This window comes from Streptomyces sp. NPDC001002, assembly GCF_053599215.1.
On sequence record NZ_JBSFLV010000062.1, the window covers coordinates 20,653 to 38,799 of the forward strand.

General features: G+C 70.1%; 15 protein-coding genes and 1 riboswitch. Of the genes, 12 read left to right on the forward strand and 3 right to left on the reverse strand.

From position 1 onward, the window contains the following. Positions 1 to 5: 5 nt before the first annotated feature. The 8 genes from shc to ACWDR3_RS26460 all read left to right on the forward strand — a co-directional run bounded on the left by shc (position 6) and on the right by ACWDR3_RS26460 (position 8,989). Positions 6 to 2,012 carry a squalene--hopene cyclase gene (shc, locus tag ACWDR3_RS26425; protein WP_450355061.1) on the forward strand — a complete coding sequence of 669 codons (2,007 nt, stop codon included), beginning with the start codon at positions 6 to 8 and terminating at the stop codon, positions 2,010 to 2,012. Beyond that, entirely contained in the window at positions 2,012 to 2,653 is a 642-nt protein-coding gene (locus ACWDR3_RS26430; protein ID WP_450355062.1) for a phosphorylase family protein, read from the forward strand. The genes shc and ACWDR3_RS26430 overlap by 1 nt, the downstream gene beginning before the upstream one ends. Before the next feature lie 5 nt (positions 2,654 to 2,658). After that, positions 2,659 to 3,681: an adenosyl-hopene transferase HpnH gene (hpnH, locus tag ACWDR3_RS26435; protein WP_450355063.1), complete on the forward strand. Its 1,023-nt coding sequence runs from the start codon at positions 2,659 to 2,661 to the stop codon at positions 3,679 to 3,681. A 4-nt stretch (positions 3,682 to 3,685) separates the two neighbouring features. Beyond that, on the forward strand, positions 3,686 to 4,843 hold the full coding sequence (gene ispG / locus ACWDR3_RS26440; RefSeq protein ID WP_450355064.1) for a flavodoxin-dependent (E)-4-hydroxy-3-methylbut-2-enyl-diphosphate synthase: 1,158 nt from the start codon (positions 3,686 to 3,688) through the stop codon (positions 4,841 to 4,843). Between the two features lie 27 nt (positions 4,844 to 4,870). Next, a complete protein-coding gene (gene dxs, locus ACWDR3_RS26445; protein WP_450355065.1) occupies positions 4,871 to 6,775 on the forward strand; it encodes a 1-deoxy-D-xylulose-5-phosphate synthase in 1,905 nt (634 codons plus the stop codon). Beyond that, complete coding sequence (locus ACWDR3_RS26450; RefSeq protein ID WP_450355066.1) at positions 6,772 to 8,157, forward strand: aspartate aminotransferase family protein; 1,386 nt, start codon at positions 6,772 to 6,774, stop codon at positions 8,155 to 8,157. Before dxs ends, ACWDR3_RS26450 begins: the two co-directional genes overlap by 4 nt. Before the next feature lie 86 nt (positions 8,158 to 8,243). Beyond that, positions 8,244 to 8,867: a helix-turn-helix domain-containing protein gene (locus ACWDR3_RS26455; RefSeq protein ID WP_450355067.1), complete on the forward strand. Its 624-nt coding sequence runs from the start codon at positions 8,244 to 8,246 to the stop codon at positions 8,865 to 8,867. Then, positions 8,864 to 8,989 carry a DUF6126 family protein gene (locus ACWDR3_RS26460; RefSeq protein ID WP_450355068.1) on the forward strand — a complete coding sequence of 42 codons (126 nt, stop codon included), beginning with the start codon at positions 8,864 to 8,866 and terminating at the stop codon, positions 8,987 to 8,989. Before ACWDR3_RS26455 ends, ACWDR3_RS26460 begins: the two co-directional genes overlap by 4 nt. A 37-nt stretch (positions 8,990 to 9,026) precedes the next feature. Here ACWDR3_RS26460 and ACWDR3_RS26465 read toward each other — a convergent pair whose 3' ends face one another. After that, entirely contained in the window at positions 9,027 to 9,824 is a 798-nt protein-coding gene (locus tag ACWDR3_RS26465; RefSeq protein ID WP_450355069.1) for a tyrosine-protein phosphatase, read from the reverse strand. Between the two features lie 179 nt (positions 9,825 to 10,003). Between ACWDR3_RS26465 and ACWDR3_RS26470 the strand changes: the two genes are divergently transcribed. The 3 genes from ACWDR3_RS26470 to ACWDR3_RS26480 all read left to right on the forward strand — a co-directional run bounded on the left by ACWDR3_RS26470 (position 10,004) and on the right by ACWDR3_RS26480 (position 14,616). Then, positions 10,004 to 12,082: an alpha-galactosidase gene (locus ACWDR3_RS26470; RefSeq protein ID WP_450355070.1), complete on the forward strand. Its 2,079-nt coding sequence runs from the start codon at positions 10,004 to 10,006 to the stop codon at positions 12,080 to 12,082. 306 nt (positions 12,083 to 12,388) lie between these two features. Next, a riboswitch (cyclic di-AMP (ydaO/yuaA leader) is annotated at positions 12,389 to 12,560 on the forward strand. Positions 12,561 to 12,562: 2 nt separating this feature from the next. Next, positions 12,563 to 13,564, forward strand: coding sequence for a M23 family metallopeptidase (locus tag ACWDR3_RS26475; RefSeq protein WP_450355071.1), 1,002 nt, complete (start codon positions 12,563 to 12,565; stop codon positions 13,562 to 13,564). Positions 13,565 to 13,830: 266 nt separating this feature from the next. Next, on the forward strand, positions 13,831 to 14,616 hold the full coding sequence (locus ACWDR3_RS26480; RefSeq protein ID WP_401712171.1) for an SGNH/GDSL hydrolase family protein: 786 nt from the start codon (positions 13,831 to 13,833) through the stop codon (positions 14,614 to 14,616). A gap of 111 nt (positions 14,617 to 14,727) precedes the next feature. On the opposite strand, the gene ACWDR3_RS26485 is transcribed toward ACWDR3_RS26480, so the two are convergent. Then, positions 14,728 to 15,348, reverse strand: a complete 621-nt coding sequence (locus ACWDR3_RS26485) for a TetR/AcrR family transcriptional regulator (protein ID WP_450355072.1) — start codon at positions 15,346 to 15,348, stop codon at positions 14,728 to 14,730. 103 nt (positions 15,349 to 15,451) lie between these two features. Continuing rightward, positions 15,452 to 16,630, reverse strand: coding sequence for a Glu/Leu/Phe/Val dehydrogenase dimerization domain-containing protein (locus ACWDR3_RS26490; RefSeq protein WP_450355073.1), 1,179 nt, complete (start codon positions 16,628 to 16,630; stop codon positions 15,452 to 15,454). Positions 16,631 to 16,897: 267 nt separating this feature from the next. Between ACWDR3_RS26490 and ACWDR3_RS26495 the strand changes: the two genes are divergently transcribed. Then, entirely contained in the window at positions 16,898 to 18,097 is a 1,200-nt protein-coding gene (locus ACWDR3_RS26495; RefSeq protein WP_450355074.1) for an MBL fold metallo-hydrolase, read from the forward strand. The last annotated feature ends 50 nt before the right edge of the window (positions 18,098 to 18,147 follow it).

Here is an 18,147-nt window from a genome sequence, read left to right on the forward strand (position 1 = left end):
AAGCCATGACAGCGACGACCGACGGAAGCACCGGGGCTCTGCCGCCCCGCGCTGCCTCGGCCCGCGAAACCGACAGCACGACCCCCGTGGCGGCGGGGGGACCGGACACCGCCGTACGGGCCGTACAACGCGCCACCGACTACCTGCTGTCGCGGCAGGACCCCCAGGGTTGGTGGAAGGGCGACCTGGAGACCAACGTCACCATGGACGCCGAGGATCTGCTCCTGCGTCAGTTCCTGGGCATCCGCGACGAGGAGACCACGCGCGCCGCAGGCCTGTTCATCCGCGGCGAGCAGCGCGAGGACGGCACCTGGGCGTCGTTCTTCGGCGGCCCTGGCGAACTCTCCACCACCATCGAGGCGTACGTCGCCCTGCGGCTGGCCGGCGACGCGCCGGACGCGCCGCACATGGCGAAGGCCGCGGCGTGGATCCGCGGCCGGGGCGGCGTGGCCTCGGCCCGGGTCTTCACCCGGATCTGGCTCGCCCTGTTCGGCTGGTGGAAATGGGAGGACCTGCCCGAACTCCCGCCGGAACTCATCTTCTTCCCCAAGTGGGTCCCACTCAACATCTACGACTTCGGGTGCTGGGCGCGGCAGACCATCGTCCCGCTCACCGTCGTCTCCGCGAAGCGGCCGGTACGGCCCGCGCCGTTCGCGCTCGACGAGCTGCACACCGACCCTGCCCGGCCCAATCCGCCCAAGCCCCTTGCTCCGGCGGTGAGTTGGGACGGTGCCTTCCAGCGGCTCGACAAGGCGCTGCACCGGCTGCGCAAGGTCGCGCCGCGCCGGCTGCGCAGGGCGGCCATGAACTCCGCCGCCCGCTGGATCGTCGAGCGGCAGGAGAACGACGGCGCCTGGGGCGGCATCCAGCCGCCGGCCGTGTACTCGGTGATCGCGCTGTCCCTGCTCGGCTACGACCTCGAACACCCCGTCATGCGCGAGGGGTTGGCGTCCCTGGACCGGTTCGCCGTCTGGCGCGAGGACGGGGCCCGGATGATCGAGGCCTGTCAGTCGCCGGTGTGGGACACCTGCCTCGCCACCATCGCGCTGGTCGACGCGGGCGTGCCCGCCGATCATCCGCAACTCGTGCGCGCGGCGGACTGGATGCTCGGGGAGGAGATCGTCAGACCCGGCGACTGGGCCGTGAAGCGACCCCAACTGCCGCCTGGCGGCTGGGCGTTCGAGTTCCACAACGACAACTACCCCGACATCGACGACACCGCCGAGGTCGTCCTCGCACTGCGCCGGGTCAGCCATCACGACCCGGAGCGGGTGGAGAAGGCGATCGGACGGGGGGTGCGCTGGAACCTCGGGATGCAGTCGAAGAACGGGGGCTGGGGCGCCTTCGACGTCGACAACACCAGCCCGTTCCCCAACCGGCTGCCGTTCTGCGACTTCGGGGAGGTCATCGACCCGCCGTCGTCCGACGTGACGGCGCACGTGGTGGAGATGCTGGCCGTCGAGGGGCTCTCGCACGATCCGCGCACCCGGCGCGGCATCGAGTGGCTGCTCGCCGAACAGGAGCCGGACGGCTCGTGGTTCGGGCGCTGGGGCGTCAACTACATCTACGGCACCGGGTCCGTCGTACCCGCCCTCGCCGCCGCGGGCCTGCCCGGCTCGCATCCGGCGATCCGCCGGGCGGTCACCTGGCTGGAGTCGGTCCAGAACGACGACGGCGGCTGGGGCGAGGACCTGCGCTCCTACGACGACGCGGCGAAGTGGAGCGGCCGCGGCGCCTCCACCCCCTCGCAGACGGCATGGGCGCTGATGGCTCTGCTGGCGGCCGGGGAGCACGACTCCAAGGCCGTCGAGCGCGGGGTGGAGTGGCTCGCCGTCACCCAGCTGGAGGACGGCTCCTGGGACGAGCCCTACTTCACCGGGACCGGCTTCCCGGGGGACTTCTCCATCAACTACCACCTCTACCGGCAGGTGTTCCCGCTCACCGCGCTCGGCCGGTACGTGCACGGGGAGCCCTTCGCGAAGAAACCCTTCCCAGAGGTCGAGGGGGGCTGATGAGCACACCGTCCGCACCGGCCCCGCTGGTGATCGCCTGCGCCCTCGGCATCGAGAGCCTCGCCCTGCGCAGCCGCGACCACCGGGGGGCCGACGGGCCGGTCACCGTCCTGCGCACGGGCATGGGACCGGAGGCCGCCGAGGCCTCCACCACCCGGGTGCTGGCCCAGCCGGAGCTCGCGGGGGCCGCCGTCCTCGCCACGGGCTTCTGCGCGGGCCTCGCCCCGGGGATGCACCCCGGCGACCTGGTGGTCGCCGAGGAGACCCGGCACTCGCGCGGGAACGTCCCGTGCGTCGGAACCGATCTGCTGGTCAAGGAGCTCATGCGCGCCGTGCCCGGGCGCACGGTCCACACCGGACCGCTCACCGGCTCCGATCACGTCATCCGCGGTCACGAACGGTCGGAGTTGCTCGCGACCGGCGCAATCGCGGTCGACATGGAATCCGCGGCGACGCTCCTGAGCGCCGTACGCACCGGTGAGCGCCCCGTTGCGGCCGTACGGGTGGTCGTGGACGCTCCTGAACATGAACTCGTCCGGATCGGCACAGTGCGCGGTGGAATATCAGCTTTCCGCGTCCTTCGTTCCGTACTTCCAGCTTTCTTCGAATGGCACCGTTCTTTGCTGCTCCCCAGGAGGTGAGCCAGATGGCCATGCCGCTGCGCCAGTCCATCAAGGTCGCTACATACTTGGCCGAACAGAAGCTCCGCAAGCGGGACAAGTTCCCGTTGATCGTGGAGCTCGAACCTCTCTTCGCGTGCAACCTGAAGTGCGAGGGCTGCGGCAAGATCCAGCACCCGGCCGGAGTGCTCAAGCAGCGCATGCCGGTCGCACAGGCCGTCGGGGCGGTGCTGGAGTCCGGTGCGCCGATGGTGTCCATCGCGGGCGGAGAGCCCCTGATGCACCCTCAGATCGACGAGATCGTGCGGCAGTTGGTGGCGAAGAAGAAGTACGTCTTCCTCTGCACCAACGCGATGCTGCTGCGCAAGAAGATGGACAAGTTCACGCCCTCGCCCTACTTCGCGTTCGCCGTGCACATCGACGGGCTGCGTGAGCGCCACGACGAGTCGGTGGCGAAGGAGGGTGTGTTCGACGAGGCGGTGGAGGCGATCAAGGAGGCCAAGAAGCGCGGCTTCCGGGTCACCACCAACTCGACCTTCTTCAACACCGACACCCCGCAGACCATCATCGAGGTGCTCAATTTCCTCAATGACGACCTCAAGGTCGACGAGATGATGATCTCGCCCGCGTACGCCTACGAGAAGGCGCCCGACCAGGAGCACTTCCTGGGCGTGGAGCAGACCCGCGAGCTGTTCAAGAAGGCCTTCTCGGGCGGCAACCGCAAGAAGTGGCGCCTCAACCACTCCCCGCTCTTCCTGGACTTCCTGGAGGGCAAGGTCGACTTCCCGTGCACCGCGTGGGCGATCCCGAACTACTCGCTCTTCGGCTGGCAGCGCCCCTGCTACCTGATGAGCGACGGGTACGTGCCCACGTACCGCGAGCTGATCGAGGAGACCGACTGGGACAAGTACGGCCGCGGCAAGGACCCGCGCTGCGCCAACTGCATGGCGCACTGCGGCTACGAGCCCACCGCCGTCCTGGCCACCATGGGGTCCCTGAAGGAGTCGCTGCGCGCCATGCGCGAGACGGTCTCCGGAAACCGGGAGTAGCACGATGACCGCCATCTCCTTGGGAGTTCCCGAGGTACCGGCCCGGCCGATCGCCGAGCGGCGCGTGTCGCGGCAGATCCATGTCGGGCCGGTGGCGGTCGGGGGCGGCGCCCCGGTGTCGGTGCAGTCGATGACGACGACCCGCACCTCGGACATCGGGGCCACCCTCCAGCAGATCGCCGAACTCACCGCGTCCGGCTGCCAGATCGTGCGCGTCGCCTGTCCCACGCAGGACGACGCGGACGCGCTGGCGACCATCGCCAGGAAGTCGCAGATCCCGGTGATCGCGGACATCCACTTCCAGCCGAAGTACGTGTTCGCGGCGATCGAGGCCGGCTGCGCGGCCGTCCGCGTCAACCCCGGCAACATCAAGCAGTTCGACGACAAGGTGAAGGAGATCGCGCGGGCCGCGAAGGATCACGGCACGCCGATCCGGATCGGGGTCAACGCCGGGTCGCTCGACAAGCGGCTGCTGCAGAAGTACGGCAAGGCCACACCGGAGGCGCTCGTGGAGAGCGCGCTGTGGGAGGCGTCGCTCTTCGAGGAGCACGGCTTCCGGGACATCAAGATCTCGGTCAAGCACAACGACCCGGTCGTGATGATCGAGGCCTACCGGCAGCTGGCCGCGCAGAGCGACTACCCGCTGCACCTCGGCGTGACGGAGGCGGGCCCGTCCTTCCAGGGCACGATCAAGTCGGCCGTCGCCTTCGGGGCGTTGCTCAGCCAGGGCATCGGCGACACCATCCGGGTCTCGCTGTCCGCACCGCCCGCCGAGGAGGTCAAGGTCGGCCTGCAGATCCTGGAGTCGCTCAACCTCAAGCAGCGGCGGCTGGAGATCGTCTCCTGCCCGTCCTGCGGGCGTGCCCAGGTGGACGTCTACAAGCTGGCCGACGAGGTCACGGCGGGCCTGGAGGGCATGGAAGTCCCGTTGCGGGTCGCCGTCATGGGGTGCGTGGTGAACGGACCCGGTGAGGCGCGCGAGGCGGACCTGGGGGTCGCCTCCGGCAACGGCAAGGGGCAGATCTTCGTCAAGGGCGAGGTCATCAAGACCGTGCCCGAGTCGAAGATCGTGGAGACCCTCATCGAGGAAGCGATGAAGATCGCCGAACAGATGGAGCAGGACGGCGTCGCGTCGGGGGAGCCGGCCGTCACCGTGAGCTGAACAGCACGGACCGAAGGGGGCCCGAGCGTGACGATTCTGGAGAACATCCGGGGACCACGCGACCTTAAGGCGCTGTCCGAGGCGGAACTCGGTGAACTGTCCGAAGAGATCAGGGAGTTCCTGGTGCACGCGGTGGCCAGGACCGGAGGTCACCTCGGGCCCAATCTGGGGGTGGTGGAACTCTCCATCGCCCTCCACCGGGTCTTCGAGTCACCGGTCGACCGCCTCGTGTGGGACACCGGTCACCAGAGCTACGTACACAAGCTGCTGACAGGCCGTCAGGACTTCTCGAAGCTGCGCGGCAAGGGGGGCCTGTCCGGCTACCCCTCGCGCGAGGAGTCCGAGCACGACATCGTCGAGAACAGCCACGCGTCCACCGCGCTCGGCTGGGCCGACGGGCTCGCCAAGGCCCGTCAGGTGCAGGGGGAGAAGGGGCATGTCGTCGCGGTGATCGGCGACGGCGCGCTCACCGGCGGGATGGCGTGGGAGGCGCTGAACAACATCGCGGCCGCCAAGGACCGGCCGCTGATCATCGTGGTCAACGACAACGAGCGCTCCTACGCGCCCACCATCGGCGGCCTCGCGAACCACCTGGCCACCCTGCGCACCACCGACAGCTACGAGAAGGTGCTCGCCTGGGGCAAGGACGTACTCCTGCGCACCCCCGTCGTCGGCAACACCCTCTACGAGTCGCTGCACGGCGCGAAGAAGGGCTTCAAGGACGCGTTCGCGCCGCAGGGCATGTTCGAGGACCTGGGCCTGAAGTACGTCGGTCCGATCGACGGGCACGACCTCGGGGCCGTCGAGTCCGCGCTGCGCCGGGCGAAACGGTTCCACGGGCCCGTGCTCGTGCACTGCCTCACGGAGAAGGGGCGCGGCTACGAACCCGCCCTCGCCCACGAGGAGGACCACTTCCACACCGTCGGCGTGATGGACCCGCTCACCTGCGAGCCGCTCACGCCGTCCAACGGGCCCTCCTGGACCTCGGTGTTCGGCGACGAGATCCTCGCGATCGGCGAGGAGCGGGACGACGTCGTGGCGATCACCGCGGCCATGCTGCACCCGGTGGGGCTCGGCAAGTTCGCCGCGCGCTTCCCGGACCGGGTGTGGGACGTCGGCATCGCGGAGCAGCACGCGGCCGTGTCCGCGGCGGGCCTGGCGACCGGCGGACTGCACCCCGTCGTCGCCGTCTACGCCACCTTCCTCAACCGTGCCTTCGACCAGCTCCTGATGGACGTGGCCCTGCACCGCTGCGGGGTCACCTTCGTCCTGGACCGGGCCGGCGTCACGGGCGTCGACGGGGCCTCGCACAACGGCATGTGGGACATGTCGATCCTTCAGGTCGTGCCCGGCCTCAGAATCGCCGCACCACGTGACGCCGACCAGCTCCGCGCCCAACTCCGCGAGGCCGTCGCGGTGGACGACGCGCCGACGCTGATCCGCTTCCCCAAGGAGTCGGTGGGACCGCAGATCCCGGCGGTGGACCGGATCGGCGGAATCGACGTCCTGCACCGGGGCGAGCGGCCGGACGTCCTTCTGGTGGCCGTCGGCGTGATGGCGCCGGTCTGCCTCCAGGCCGCCGAGCTGTTGGCGGCCCGGGGCATCAACTGCACGGTCGTGGACCCCCGTTGGGTCAAACCCGTCGACCCTGCGCTCCCCGGCCTCGCCGCCGAACACCGCATGGTGGCCGTCGTCGAGGACAACAGCCGGGCCTCCGGCGTCGGCGCGGCGGTGGCGCTGGCGCTGGGCGACGCCGAAGTCGACGTACCCGTACGGCGGTTCGGCATCCCGGAGCAGTTCCTCGCGCACGCCAAGCGCGGTGAGGTGCTGGCCGACATCGGCCTCACGCCGGTCGAGGTGGCGGGACGGATCGGCGCGAGCCTGGCCGCCAAGGAGCAGTTGGACGGCCCAGTCAAGGAGAAAGCTGAATGACCAAGGAGTTCGACCTCGCCGCGCTGCTGGCCGAGCGCGGAGCCGAGCGCTACGAGCTGCACGGCAAGTACCTGAACCACCAACTGCCGCGCATGCTGCACACGATCGGCTTCGACAAGGTCTACGAGCGCGGCGAGGGCGCCTACTTCTGGGACGCGGACGGCAACGACTACCTGGACATGCTGGCCGGGTTCGGGGTGATGGGCCTGGGACGCCATCACCCCGTCGTCCGCAAGGCGCTGCACGACGTCCTGGACGCCGACCTCGCCGACCTCACCCGCTTCGACTGCCAGCCGCTGCCCGGGCTGCTGGCCGAGAAGCTGCTGTCCTACAGCCCGCACCTGGACCGCGTGTTCTTCGGCAACAGCGGCACGGAGGCCGTGGAGACCGCGCTGAAGTTCGCCCGGTACGCCACCGGGAAGCCCAGGGTCCTGTACTGCGACCACGCCTTCCACGGCCTGACCACCGGCGCCCTGTCGGTCAACGGCGAGGACGGCTTCCGGGACGGCTTCGCCCCGCTGCTGCCCGACACGGCGGTCCCGCTCGGTGATCTCGACGCCCTGGCACGGGAGTTGAAGAAGGGCGACGTCGCCGCCCTGGTCGTCGAGCCGATCCAGGGCAAGGGTGTGCACGAGGCCCCGCCCGGCTATCTGCGGGCCGCCCAGGAGCTGTTGCGTCAGCACAAGGCGCTGCTCATCGCCGACGAGGTGCAGACCGGCCTCGGCCGCACCGGCGACTTCTACGCCTACCAGCACGAGGACGGCGTGGAACCGGACTTGGTGTGTGTGGCCAAGGCGCTGTCCGGCGGCTATGTGCCGGTCGGCGCGACCCTCGGCAAGGACTGGATCTTCAAGAAGGTCTACTCGTCCATGGACCGCGTCCTGGTCCACTCGGCGAGTTTCGGGTCCAACGCCCAGGCCATGGCGGCGGGCCTCGCCGTGCTGTCCGTCATGGAGAACGAGCAGGTCGTCGCCAACGCCCGGGTGACCGGGGACCTGTTGAGGACGCGGCTCGCGGCGCTGATCGACAAGTACGAGCTGCTGGCCGACGTGCGCGGCCGGGGTCTGATGATCGGCATCGAGTTCGGCCGGCCCAAGTCGCTGAAGCTGCGCGGCCGTTGGACGATGTTGCAGGCCGCGCGCAAGGGCCTGTTCGCGCAGATGGTCGTCGTACCGCTCCTGCAACGGCACCGGATCCTCACGCAGGTCTCCGGCGATCACCTGGAGGTGATCAAGCTGATCCCGCCGTTGGTCGTCGGCGAGCGGGAGGTGGACCGGTTCGTGGACGCGTTCACGGCCGTGATGGACGACGCGCACAGCGGTGGCGGGCTGATGTGGGACTTCAGCAAGACGCTGGTGAAGCAGGCGGTCGCCAACCGCTAGCGGGCGTCGCTCGCGGCGGGGCTGCGGGTTTTGTCTCTGAGGCAAGAAATTTGCCCCAGAGACAAGCCTGCGGCTGAATGGAGAGCATGAGCTCTCCCGAGACCGAGCCGGTGGACGGGCAGGACGAGATCCTGCCCGTCGTCGCTCCACAGCTGCGCGCCCTGCGCCGCCGTGCCTCCCTCACGCTGGAGGCCGCGGGCCTGGCCGCCGGGTTGTCGCCGGCCCACCTCTCCCGACTGGAGACCGGACAGCGCCAGCCTTCGCTGCCGATGCTGCTCGCTCTCGCGCGTATCTACGGTACGACGGTCTCGGAGCTGCTCGGCGAGACGGTCGCCGACCGGGACTCCGTCGTGCGCGCCGCCGACATGGAACCGACCGCGGCCGGCGGCTGGACCTACTGGCCCGCCGGGGCGCCCGGCCGCGGCATGCAGGCCCTGCGCGTCCACGTACCGCACGGCTCGCAGGGCGACATCGTGCGCGTGCATCCCGGCGAGGAGTGGCTCTACGTCCTCAAGGGCCGGCTGCGGCTGCGCCTCGGGGACACCGCGCACCGGCTCGCACCCGGCGACAGCGCGCACTTCGACTCCCTCACCCCGCACCGGATCGCGGCGCAGGACCCCGACGGGGTCGAGCTGCTGTTCGTCCACACCCTGCTGCAGAGTCCCACGGCCACGCTGTGCCTGGGACCCGTTACCGGAGAGACGCCATGAGAGACATGGAAGAGAAGTTCCCGCGCGCGTTGTGGGTGCGGCTCCTCATCTACATCGCCGCCGGGCACGTGTTCGCGGCGTTCCTGTTCCTGCTGTTCGAGGTCGGCGCGAACGCCAAGTAGCCCCGGGCAGCGCCCGGTCGGCGGTCGTCTCGTGGCGTCAGTCGAGCAGGCGCTCCCGCAGCCGCTCCCGGATCTCCGGGGTGACGCCGAGACCCTGCTCCAGATAGGTGTCGACGTCGCCCCACGTCTCCTCGATGGTCTCGAAGGCCGCCGTCAGATACTCGGCGCGTGCCTCGAAGAGGGGGCTGAGCAGCTCCATGACCTCGGGGGAGTACGCGGACTCGGCACCGCTGCTGCGGCGCACCTTGTAGCGGCGGTGCTTCGCGTTCGACTCCAGGTAGTCGGCGAGGATCGCCTCGCGCTCGACGCCCAGGGCGAGGAGCGTCACGGCTATGGAGAGACCCGCGCGGTCCTTGCCCGCCGCGCAGTGCATCAGCGCGGGCGCGCTGTCCTCGGCGAGCGCGTGCAGTACGCGTGCGTGCTCGGCGGTGCGGGTCTTGATGATCGAGCGGTAGGAACTGATCATCCGGTTCGCGGCCTTGCCGTCGCCGAGGATCTCGCGCAGCTGCTCGATCTCGCCGTCCCGGACCATCGTCCAGAAGTCGGCGCCGTGGGCCGGGTCGGTGAGCGGGAGGTTCACGTTCAGCACGCCCGGCAGCTCGACGTCCGGGCCCTCCAGCTTCTGGTCCGCCGCGTTGCGGAAGTCGAAGATCGTGTGCAGCCCCAGGGACGACAGGAACACCGCGTCCTCCGCGGTCGCGTGCGCCAAGTGCCCGCTGCGGAACAGCACTCCCTGCCGCACCCGCCGTCCGTCCACCGTCGGCAGCCCGCCCACGTCGCGGAAATTGCGGACTCCGGTCAGCTCGGGCTCGGTCGACGGGATCTGCTGCGTCACGGGGGCTCCTCCCAGTCCACCCGGTCGGCGCGGCTCGGCATGATGGCCGACGGGGTGCGTCTTCGACGATACGACACGGGTTCCCGAGGCAATGAGTTGTCCACAGGCGTTGCCTCGGGCCGCACGACCATTGATGATGTTGATCCTTGATCGCGCCTGTTGGGAAGTGTGGAAGCTTGATGCTGGAGATCTCCGACAACGGTCGTACGTGGCTCCTCTCGGGGCCTCTGAGCAGTTACGCCGTCCACCTCACCGAGGACGACGTACTGCTGCATCTGCACTGGGGCCCCCGGATCGCGCTCGCCGACGCCGAGGCGCTGGCCGCACTTCCGGAGCCCGAGTACCGGGGCTTCGAGTCGCAGCTCGACGGCCGCGAGGAGTACCCCGTCGAGGGCGGCCCGCGCTTCGTCCGGCCCGCCCTGTCCGTGCGCACCGAGGAGCGGCGCGGCACGGAGTGGCGGTTCGAGGCGTACGAGGCCGAAGCGGGCGAGGACGGTGAACTGCGGCTGCGCTTCCGGGACGACGGGCTATCCATCACCCTGCACTACCGGATGCGGCACGACGTCGTGGAGCGCTGGGTGACCCTCGACAACGAGGGGCCGGTCGTGGAACTGCTGCGCGCCGACTCGGCCACCTGGACGCTGCCCGACCGCGAGGACTGGCGACTGTCCCACCTGCACGGCCGCTGGGCGGCGGAGTCTCAGCTGACCTCGGCACCGCTCACCTACGGCGAGCGGGTCATCGGCAGCCGTCGCGGCCACACCAGCCACCAGCACCTGCCCTGGGTCGCCCTGGACACCGACGCGACCGAGGAGCGCGGCGAGGTGTACGGCTGCGCGCTCGGCTGGTCGGGCTCCTGGCGGATCGCGGTGGCCCAACTCCCCGACGCGCGCGTGCAGATCAACGGCGGTGTGGGCTACGACGAATCCGGGCTGCTGCGCCTGGCGGCCGGGGAGTCGTTCACGACCCCCGTCTTCGCCGGCCTGTGGAGCGACGGCGGCTTCGGCGGCGCGAGCCGCGCCTGGCACGCCTACCAGCGCGCGTACGTCATCCCGGACGCGGACCGGGACCGGCCCGTGCTGTTCAACTCCTGGGAGGCCACCGAGTTCGACATCTCCGAGGAGCAGCAGGGCACCCTCGCCCGGCAGGCCGCGGCGATCGGCGTCGAGCTCTTCGTGGTCGACGACGGCTGGTTCGGCAAGCGCGTCAACGACCGGGCCGGACTCGGCGACTGGACGCCCAACCCCGACCGCTTCCCCGGGGGCCTCAAGCCGCTCGCCGACGAGGTGCACGCGCTCGGCATGCAGTTCGGCATCTGGGTCGAGCCCGAGATGGTCAACGCGGACAGCGACCTGTACCGCGCGCACCCCGACTGGGTGCAGTTCCAACCGGGACGAAAGCGGACGGAGTTCCGCAATCAGCTCGTACTCAACCTGGCCCGGCCGGACGTCCAGGAGTACCTCTGGGAGAAGCTCGACGCCATCCTCTCCAGCGCCCCGATCGACTACGTCAAGTGGGACTTCAACCGCTGCTTCACCGACGCGGGCTGGCCCGGCGAGGCGTACCCGCAGCGGCTGTGGATCGACCACGTGCGCGCGCTGTACGCCCTGTTGGACCGGCTGCGGGCGGCCCACCCGGGGGTCTCCTTCGAGTCCTGCTCGGGCGGCGGCGGCAGGATCGACCTCGGGATCATGAGCCGTACGGACGAGGTGTGGACCTCGGACAACACCGACCCGCTGGACCGGCTCGCCATCCAGCACGGCTTCACCCAGATCCACCCCGCGCGCGTGATGGCCGCCTGGGTCACCGACAGCCCCAACACCCAGCTCAACGACCGGGTCAGCTCGCTGCGCTTCCGGTTCGTGAGCTCCATGGCGGGCGTGCTGGGGGTCGGCGGAGACCTCGCCAAGTGGTCCGAGGAGGAGCTGGCCGAGGCGGGCGGCTGGGTGGCCCTCTACAAGGAGATCCGGCACATCGTGCAGCGCGGTGACCTTCACCGTCTGCGGGCCCCGCAGGGCGGGCTCAGTGCCGTCCAGTACGTGCTCGGGGACGAGACCGTGGTCCTGGCCTGGCTTCAGGCGCAGAGCTACGGCGAGCCCGTGCCGGCGGTGCGGCTGCGCGGACTGGACCCGACAGCGTCGTACGAATGCCTCGAAACGGGCGAAGTTCACAGGGGTGCCGTACTGCTGCATCACGGACTGCGGACCGGGCTGCGCGGCGACTTCGATGCGACGGTTCTCCGACTCCGTCGCATCTGACTCTTCTGTCCGAATTGGCGCCTTGGTTCGCCTTCGTTCCAACTCGCTCTGGAATAAGGCGGACTGGGGTGACGTCACGTGAGGAGCGTCATATCCGTGACCGTGCGTGGTTCTGCATGTCCACGTAATTCACGTGCTTTTCAAGGGTGTTTGTGCCTGGTGGCGGGTCCTTAATTCACGCAGGGTGACCGTGAATTCTCACAAGGGATCAAGAGAAACGTATTCACAGGGAACCTCTACTTGTTCCTTCGCGTCCTGGTCGCTTACGTTCGCCACCAATCCGGACGGACGCCCAATCCTGCCGCCGACCGGAGTCCGCTCAACTCACCCGTGAACGGCAGGAGCGGGGGACCCACAGGTACAACCGCCTGTTCCGGTCTCCGGAAGAGGCTTGGGGTAAAGCCGTGCCGAAAAGCGCGGCCGGGCATCTCCAGCTCGCACCCGACAGCTCACCTCGCAGGCGCCGGAGAGGAATTCGTCATGCCCGCGAAGGGTAAGCACCGTCGCCCCAAGTCCCAGCGCCTGACCCGCACCATCGCCGTCGCCGGCACCGGGGGCGCCGCGCTCGCCCTCCCGCTGATGGGGGCCACCGGCGCCCACGCGGCCACCTCCGAATCGGCTTCCCAGGGCGTTTCGGAAAAGGCCGTCCAGTCGCTTCCGGCCGCCGAGAATGCGTCGGTCCAGCAGAAGTCGACGGCACAGAAGTCCGCCAAGAAGAGCACAGCCAACACCCAAGGTGTGCGCACCTATTCGGTGCGATCCGGTGACTGGCTGGCGAAGATCGCCGACGAGGAGAACGTCACCGGCGGCTGGCAGAAGCTCTACTCGGACAACCGTGAGGCGGTCGGCGACGACCCGTCGCTCATCCACCCCGGCCTGAAGCTCACGCTCGGCAAGAAGGCCGCGACCGGCACCACCGACTCGTCGCCCTCTTCCTCGTCCTCTTCTTCGTCGTCCTCGAAGAATTCGGGCTCGTCGTCCTCGAAGGACTCCTCCTCGAAGAGTTCCTCCTCGGACAGCCAGGCCTCCTCGAACTCGACGAGCACGCAGTCCGCCGACTCCGCGAGCTCCAGCGGCTACACCCTCCCGGTCACCGGTGCCACCATCGGCACCGGCTACCGCGTGGCCGGCAGTATGTGGTCCAGCGGCTACCACACGGGCGTCGACTTCGTCGTCCCGACCGGCACCTCGCTCAAGGCCGTCGCCGCGGGCACGGTCGTCTCCGCGGGCTGGGGCGGCGCGTACGGCAACCAGGTCGTCATCAAGCTGAACGACGGCTACTACGCCCAGTACGCCCACCTCTCGCAGCTCTCCGTCTCGGCCGGCCAGACCGTGACCGAGGGCCAGCAGGTCGGCCTCTCCGGCGCGACCGGCAACGTGACCGGACCGCACCTGCACTTCGAGATCCGTACGACCCCGGACTACGGGTCCGACGTGGACCCGGTCGCCTACCTCCGTACGAAGGGTGTCGCCGTCGGCTGACGCGCCCCCTGAACCACCTGCCTGACACGCTGCCGAAGGCCGGATCCCGATCCCCGGGTCCGGCCTTCGGTGTGACGTGGTGCCGCCTTCGGCAGGGCGTTCCAGCCGTCAACAGCCGTGGCCGGAAAGCTATTCCTGGTTTGGTGAACACTTTAGGAGTGGCTTATCTCACCGCACGTCAACCCCTTCCTACGGTCGCGTAGGTCACATTCGAAGGTGAATCATGTTCGCTTGTGGCAGACGATTCGAAGAATGACAGCAGATCAGTGATCGGGTCGTACGTTGCGGTGGGGGACAGCTTCACCGAAGGCGTCGGCGACCCCGGCCCCGACGGGGCGATGGTCGGTTGGGCCGACCGGTTCGCGGTACTGCTCGCGGACCGGGAGCCCGAGGGCCACTTCACGTACAACAACCTCGCCGTACGCGGAAAGCTGCTCGACCAGATCGTGGCGGACCAGCTTCCGCAGGCGCTCGAACTCGCCCCGGACCTGATCTCCTTCAGCGCCGGCGGCAACGACATCATCCGGCCCGGCACCGACCCCGACGAGGTCGCCGAGCGGTTCGAGCTGGCGATCGCCCGGCTCACCGAGTCGGCCGGCACCGTCCTGGTGACGACCGGCTTCGACACCCGAGGCGTCCCCGTGCTCAAGCATCTGCGCGGCAAGATCGCCACCTACAACGGACATGTGCGCGCGGTCGCCGACCGGTACGGCTGTCCCGTGCTCGACCTGTGGTCCCTCAAGACCGTCCAGGACCGCCGGGCCTGGGACGACGACCGGCTGCACCTCTCGCCCGAGGGGCACACGCGCGTGGCGCTGCGCGCGGGCCAGGTGCTCGGTCTGGAGGTACCGGCCGACCCGGACCAGGCCTGGCCCCCGCTGCCGCCCCGCGGCACCCTGGAGGTCCGGCGGGACGACGTGCACTGGGCGCGCGAGTACCTGGTGCCGTGGATCGGACGGCGGCTGCGCGGCGAGTCGTCGGGCGACCACGTCACGGCGAAGGGCGCGCTGTCCCCGGACGACATCAAGTCGCGGATCGCCCGGGTGGCTTGACGGGTGCCAGCGGTGTGGGCCGTGCCGACCTGAAACGGCGCGGCCCACACCGCTGGAGTATCGAGGCGATCGACCCCGCGGTGGCGGGGTGACCGGGGGAGAGGGTGGCTCTCAGCGGTCGGACGCGGTCAACGCCTCCTGCGCGAGACCCAGTTCCCGGGCCACCGCCTCGTCCACCCACTCCTGCGCCCGCGCCCGCGGCACCGCGCCGGGGTACGACGTCAGCTGGACGGCGAGCCCGTCGAGCAGGGCCGTGAGGCGCAGAGCCGTGCCGTGCGGGTCGGGGCAGTGGAACTCGCCGGCGGCGACGCCCTCCGCGATGACCTCGGCGAGCGCGGCCTTCCACTGCCGGTCCAGGTCCCGGGTGACCTCCCGCAGCGCGGGCTCGCGCAGCGCCGCCGCCCAGCCCTCGATCCACAGCCGCCAGCCCTTGGCCGGGCCGGTCGGCGCGTACCAGCGCACCGCCGAGCGCAGCCGTCGCAGCGCCGTCGTGCGGCGGCCGAGCAGCTTGCGCAGATGGGCGAGGTCGTCCTCGGCGGCGTACGTGAACGCGGCAGCGACCAGTTTCTCCTTCGTGGAGAAGTGATAGAGCACCAGCGCGTTGCTCACGCCGAGCGCCGAGGCCACGTCGGCGATCCTGACCGCCGCCACGCCCCGTACCTCGATCTGCTCGATGGCGGCCCGCAGCAACTCCTCGCGCCGCTCGGCCACGCTCAACCGCACTCTCGCCACCCGGTCACCTTATTCCGTTCGCGCAGGACGATGCCTCCGCGGTGTCCGACCCGGCCCCAACGGGCAACATCGCCGCACCTGTTCGGCCTTCACCGCGACTCCGTCAGCGGTACCAGCCGAACCGCTCGGCGATCACCGGCAGCCGGTCCGCGACGATGGCATGCGCGGCCGCCCGCGGGGTCGTGCCGTCGGCCTCCGCGCGGGCCAGCGTCCGGTCGATCAGGGCGCGCATCGAGCGGCGCATGTGCGCGAACGCCTCGTCCGCGTCCGGACCGATGTCGCCGAACAGGGTCCACCACCACCAGGCGTTCGTCCCGGAGTTGACGACCACGTCGGGCAGCACGGTGATCCCGCGCGCGGCCAGCAGCTGCTCCGCGGCCGGCAGGACGGGCATGTTGGCGGCCTCGACGATCCAACGGGCGGTGATCCGCCCCTGGTTCGCCGTGTCGATCGCGTACGAGACGGCCGCCGGCACCAGCACCTCCGCGCGGGCGGACAGCCAGGCGTCGCCGGGCAGTTCGCGGTCGTCCCGGCGCAACACGGAGCGGTCCACGGTGCCGTACGCGTCCCGCGCGGCCAGCAGCGCCTCGACGTCGAGGCCCGCCGGGTTGGCGATCGTGCCCTTGACGTCGGCGACGGCGACGACGGTGAGTCCCGCGCGGGCGAGGAAGCGCGCCGTGGCGCCGCCCATGGTGCCCAGGCCCTGCACGGCGACCCGCGCGCCCGCGTACGGCACGCCCGCGCGGTCCAGGGCCGCCAGCGCCGACTCGGCGACCCCGCAGCCGCCGGCCAGCTCGTCGAGGCCGATGCCGTCCACCTGGACCGCGAACGCGTCCGCGAGCCGCCGCCGCGCCGCCGTCTCGTCGTCCAGCAGCGGATACACCGCCTGGATCGACGACACCAGCCCCGCCTCCTCGACCGCCCGGTCCACCACGTCCTGCGTGAGGCCGAGGTCCTCGCCAGTGGTCCAGAAGTTCTCGATGTACGGCTTCATGGCACGCAGGTAACGCACCAGCAGCTCGTACGCTCCCGGGTCCCGGGGGTCGCAGTCGATGCCGCCCTTGGCGCCGCCCAGGGGGATGTAGCGGCCCTCGGGGTCGTAGTGCAGGGCCTCTTTCATGGTCATCCCGCGCGCGAGTCCCGCGACCTCGTCGAGCGTGCAGCCCGGGCGCATGCGCAGCCCGCCGCTGCAGACGCCCCGAACCAGCCGGTCGACGACCAGGAATCCCTGGCGGCCGGTGACGTGGTCGGTCCAGGTGAGCGTCATCAGGGGGGCGGTCATGCGGTCTCCTCGGGTGCTCACGGACGAGCGTCTACTGAATCGCCGGTCAGTATCTGGATCCGGAGCCGTGCATGTCAACGCGTTGAGCTGATCGTCGGTGGCGCGTCGGCCTGCGCAAATGTCCGCATACGAGACGTCATGGCGTGGTTACGCTCCGCCGTACCTTTGGGTTTTCTTTGGAAACTCCGGGATGCGAAGCCGACGGTCCGGTGTTGTCGGAGGGGCCGACCATAATGGAATGTCTCACCGTCTCCACCAGGAGGTACCGTGTCCGGTTTCCGTTCCCTGAGCTCCGGGCTCCGCGCGCTGCAGCCCGCGGCCTTCGGCGCGGACCCGAGTGGTGAGCGCCTCGCGCGCATCCGCAGATCGCCGCACTTCAAGGACGGGGTCTTCCAGAACCCCGGCGGCACCGCCCGGACCCGCCCCTCCGGCTCGATGGTCGACTTCGCGAAGGTCTTCTTCGACAAGGAGCAGCGCCCCCGCCGCGCCCCCACGGGCACGGTCCCGGTGCACGCGACCACGCTCGCCGACATCGCCAAGCCGCCCGCCACCGGCCTGCGGCTGACCTGGATGGGCCACTCCAGCGTGCTCGCGGAGATCGACGGACACCGGGTGCTCTTCGACCCGGTGTGGGGCGAGCGCTGCTCCCCGTTCTCCTTCGCCGGACCCAAGCGGCTGCACCCCGCGCCGCTGCCGCTGGCCGCGCTCGGTCCGGTCGACGTCGTCGTCATCTCGCACGACCACTACGACCACCTCGACCTGCCCAGCATCAAGGCGCTGGCCGGCACGGACACCCTGTTCGCCGTCCCGCTCGGCGTCGGCTCCCACCTCGAACACTGGGGCGTCTCCGCCGACCGGCTGCGCGAGCTGGACTGGCACGAGGAGACGAGGATCGGCGGCCTCACCCTGACTGCCACACCGGCCCGGCACTTCTGCGGCCGCGGTCTGCGCAACACCCAGCACACCCTCTGGGCCTCCTGGTCCGTCGCCGGGGACGAGCACCGGATCTACCACAGCGGCGACACCGGCTACTTCGACGGCTTCAAGGACATCGGCGCCCAGCACGGCCCGTTCGACGCCACGATGATCCAGATCGGCGCGTACTCCGACTTCTGGCCGGACATCCACATGACGCCCGAGGAGGGCATGCGCGCCCACCTCGACCTCCAGGGCGGCCGGCCGCACGGCGCGATGATGCCGATCCACTGGGGCACCTTCAACCTGGCCACGCACGCGTGGGCCGAGCCCGGCGAGTGGACGCTGGCGGCCGGCGAGGCGGTCGGGCAGCCGGTCGCCGTGCCCGTCCCGGGCCAGCCGTTCGAGCCCGGGGGAGAGCTTCCCGGACGTCCGTGGTGGCGCGATGTGTCGCAGCCGCTCACGCGTCAGTGGCCGGTGCCGGAGCTCGCTCCGAAGGCCGCCGCCCCTGGAGTCGAGGCCGGCGCGCTCGACCTCGTCGAGGAGAGCTGAGCCGAGGGGCGTACGGAGAACGGGCGCGGAGGGAACGGCCGTTGAGAGGT

Coding starts and splice junctions, on each gene's coding strand:
- shc (WP_450355061.1), top strand. CDS start 6: ATGACAGCGACGACCGACGGAAGCACCGGGGCTCTGCCGCCCCGCGCT.
- ACWDR3_RS26430 (WP_450355062.1), top strand. CDS start 2,012: ATGAGCACACCGTCCGCACCGGCCCCGCTGGTGATCGCCTGCGCCCTC.
- hpnH (WP_450355063.1), top strand. CDS start 2,659: ATGGCCATGCCGCTGCGCCAGTCCATCAAGGTCGCTACATACTTGGCC.
- ispG (WP_450355064.1), top strand. CDS start 3,686: ATGACCGCCATCTCCTTGGGAGTTCCCGAGGTACCGGCCCGGCCGATC.
- ACWDR3_RS26450 (WP_450355066.1), top strand. CDS start 6,772: ATGACCAAGGAGTTCGACCTCGCCGCGCTGCTGGCCGAGCGCGGAGCC.
- ACWDR3_RS26455 (WP_450355067.1), top strand. CDS start 8,244: ATGAGCTCTCCCGAGACCGAGCCGGTGGACGGGCAGGACGAGATCCTG.
- ACWDR3_RS26460 (WP_450355068.1), top strand. CDS start 8,864: ATGAGAGACATGGAAGAGAAGTTCCCGCGCGCGTTGTGGGTGCGGCTC.
- ACWDR3_RS26470 (WP_450355070.1), top strand. CDS start 10,004: ATGCTGGAGATCTCCGACAACGGTCGTACGTGGCTCCTCTCGGGGCCT.
- ACWDR3_RS26475 (WP_450355071.1), top strand. CDS start 12,563: ATGCCCGCGAAGGGTAAGCACCGTCGCCCCAAGTCCCAGCGCCTGACC.
- ACWDR3_RS26490 (WP_450355073.1), bottom strand. CDS start 16,630: ATGACCGCCCCCCTGATGACGCTCACCTGGACCGACCACGTCACCGGC.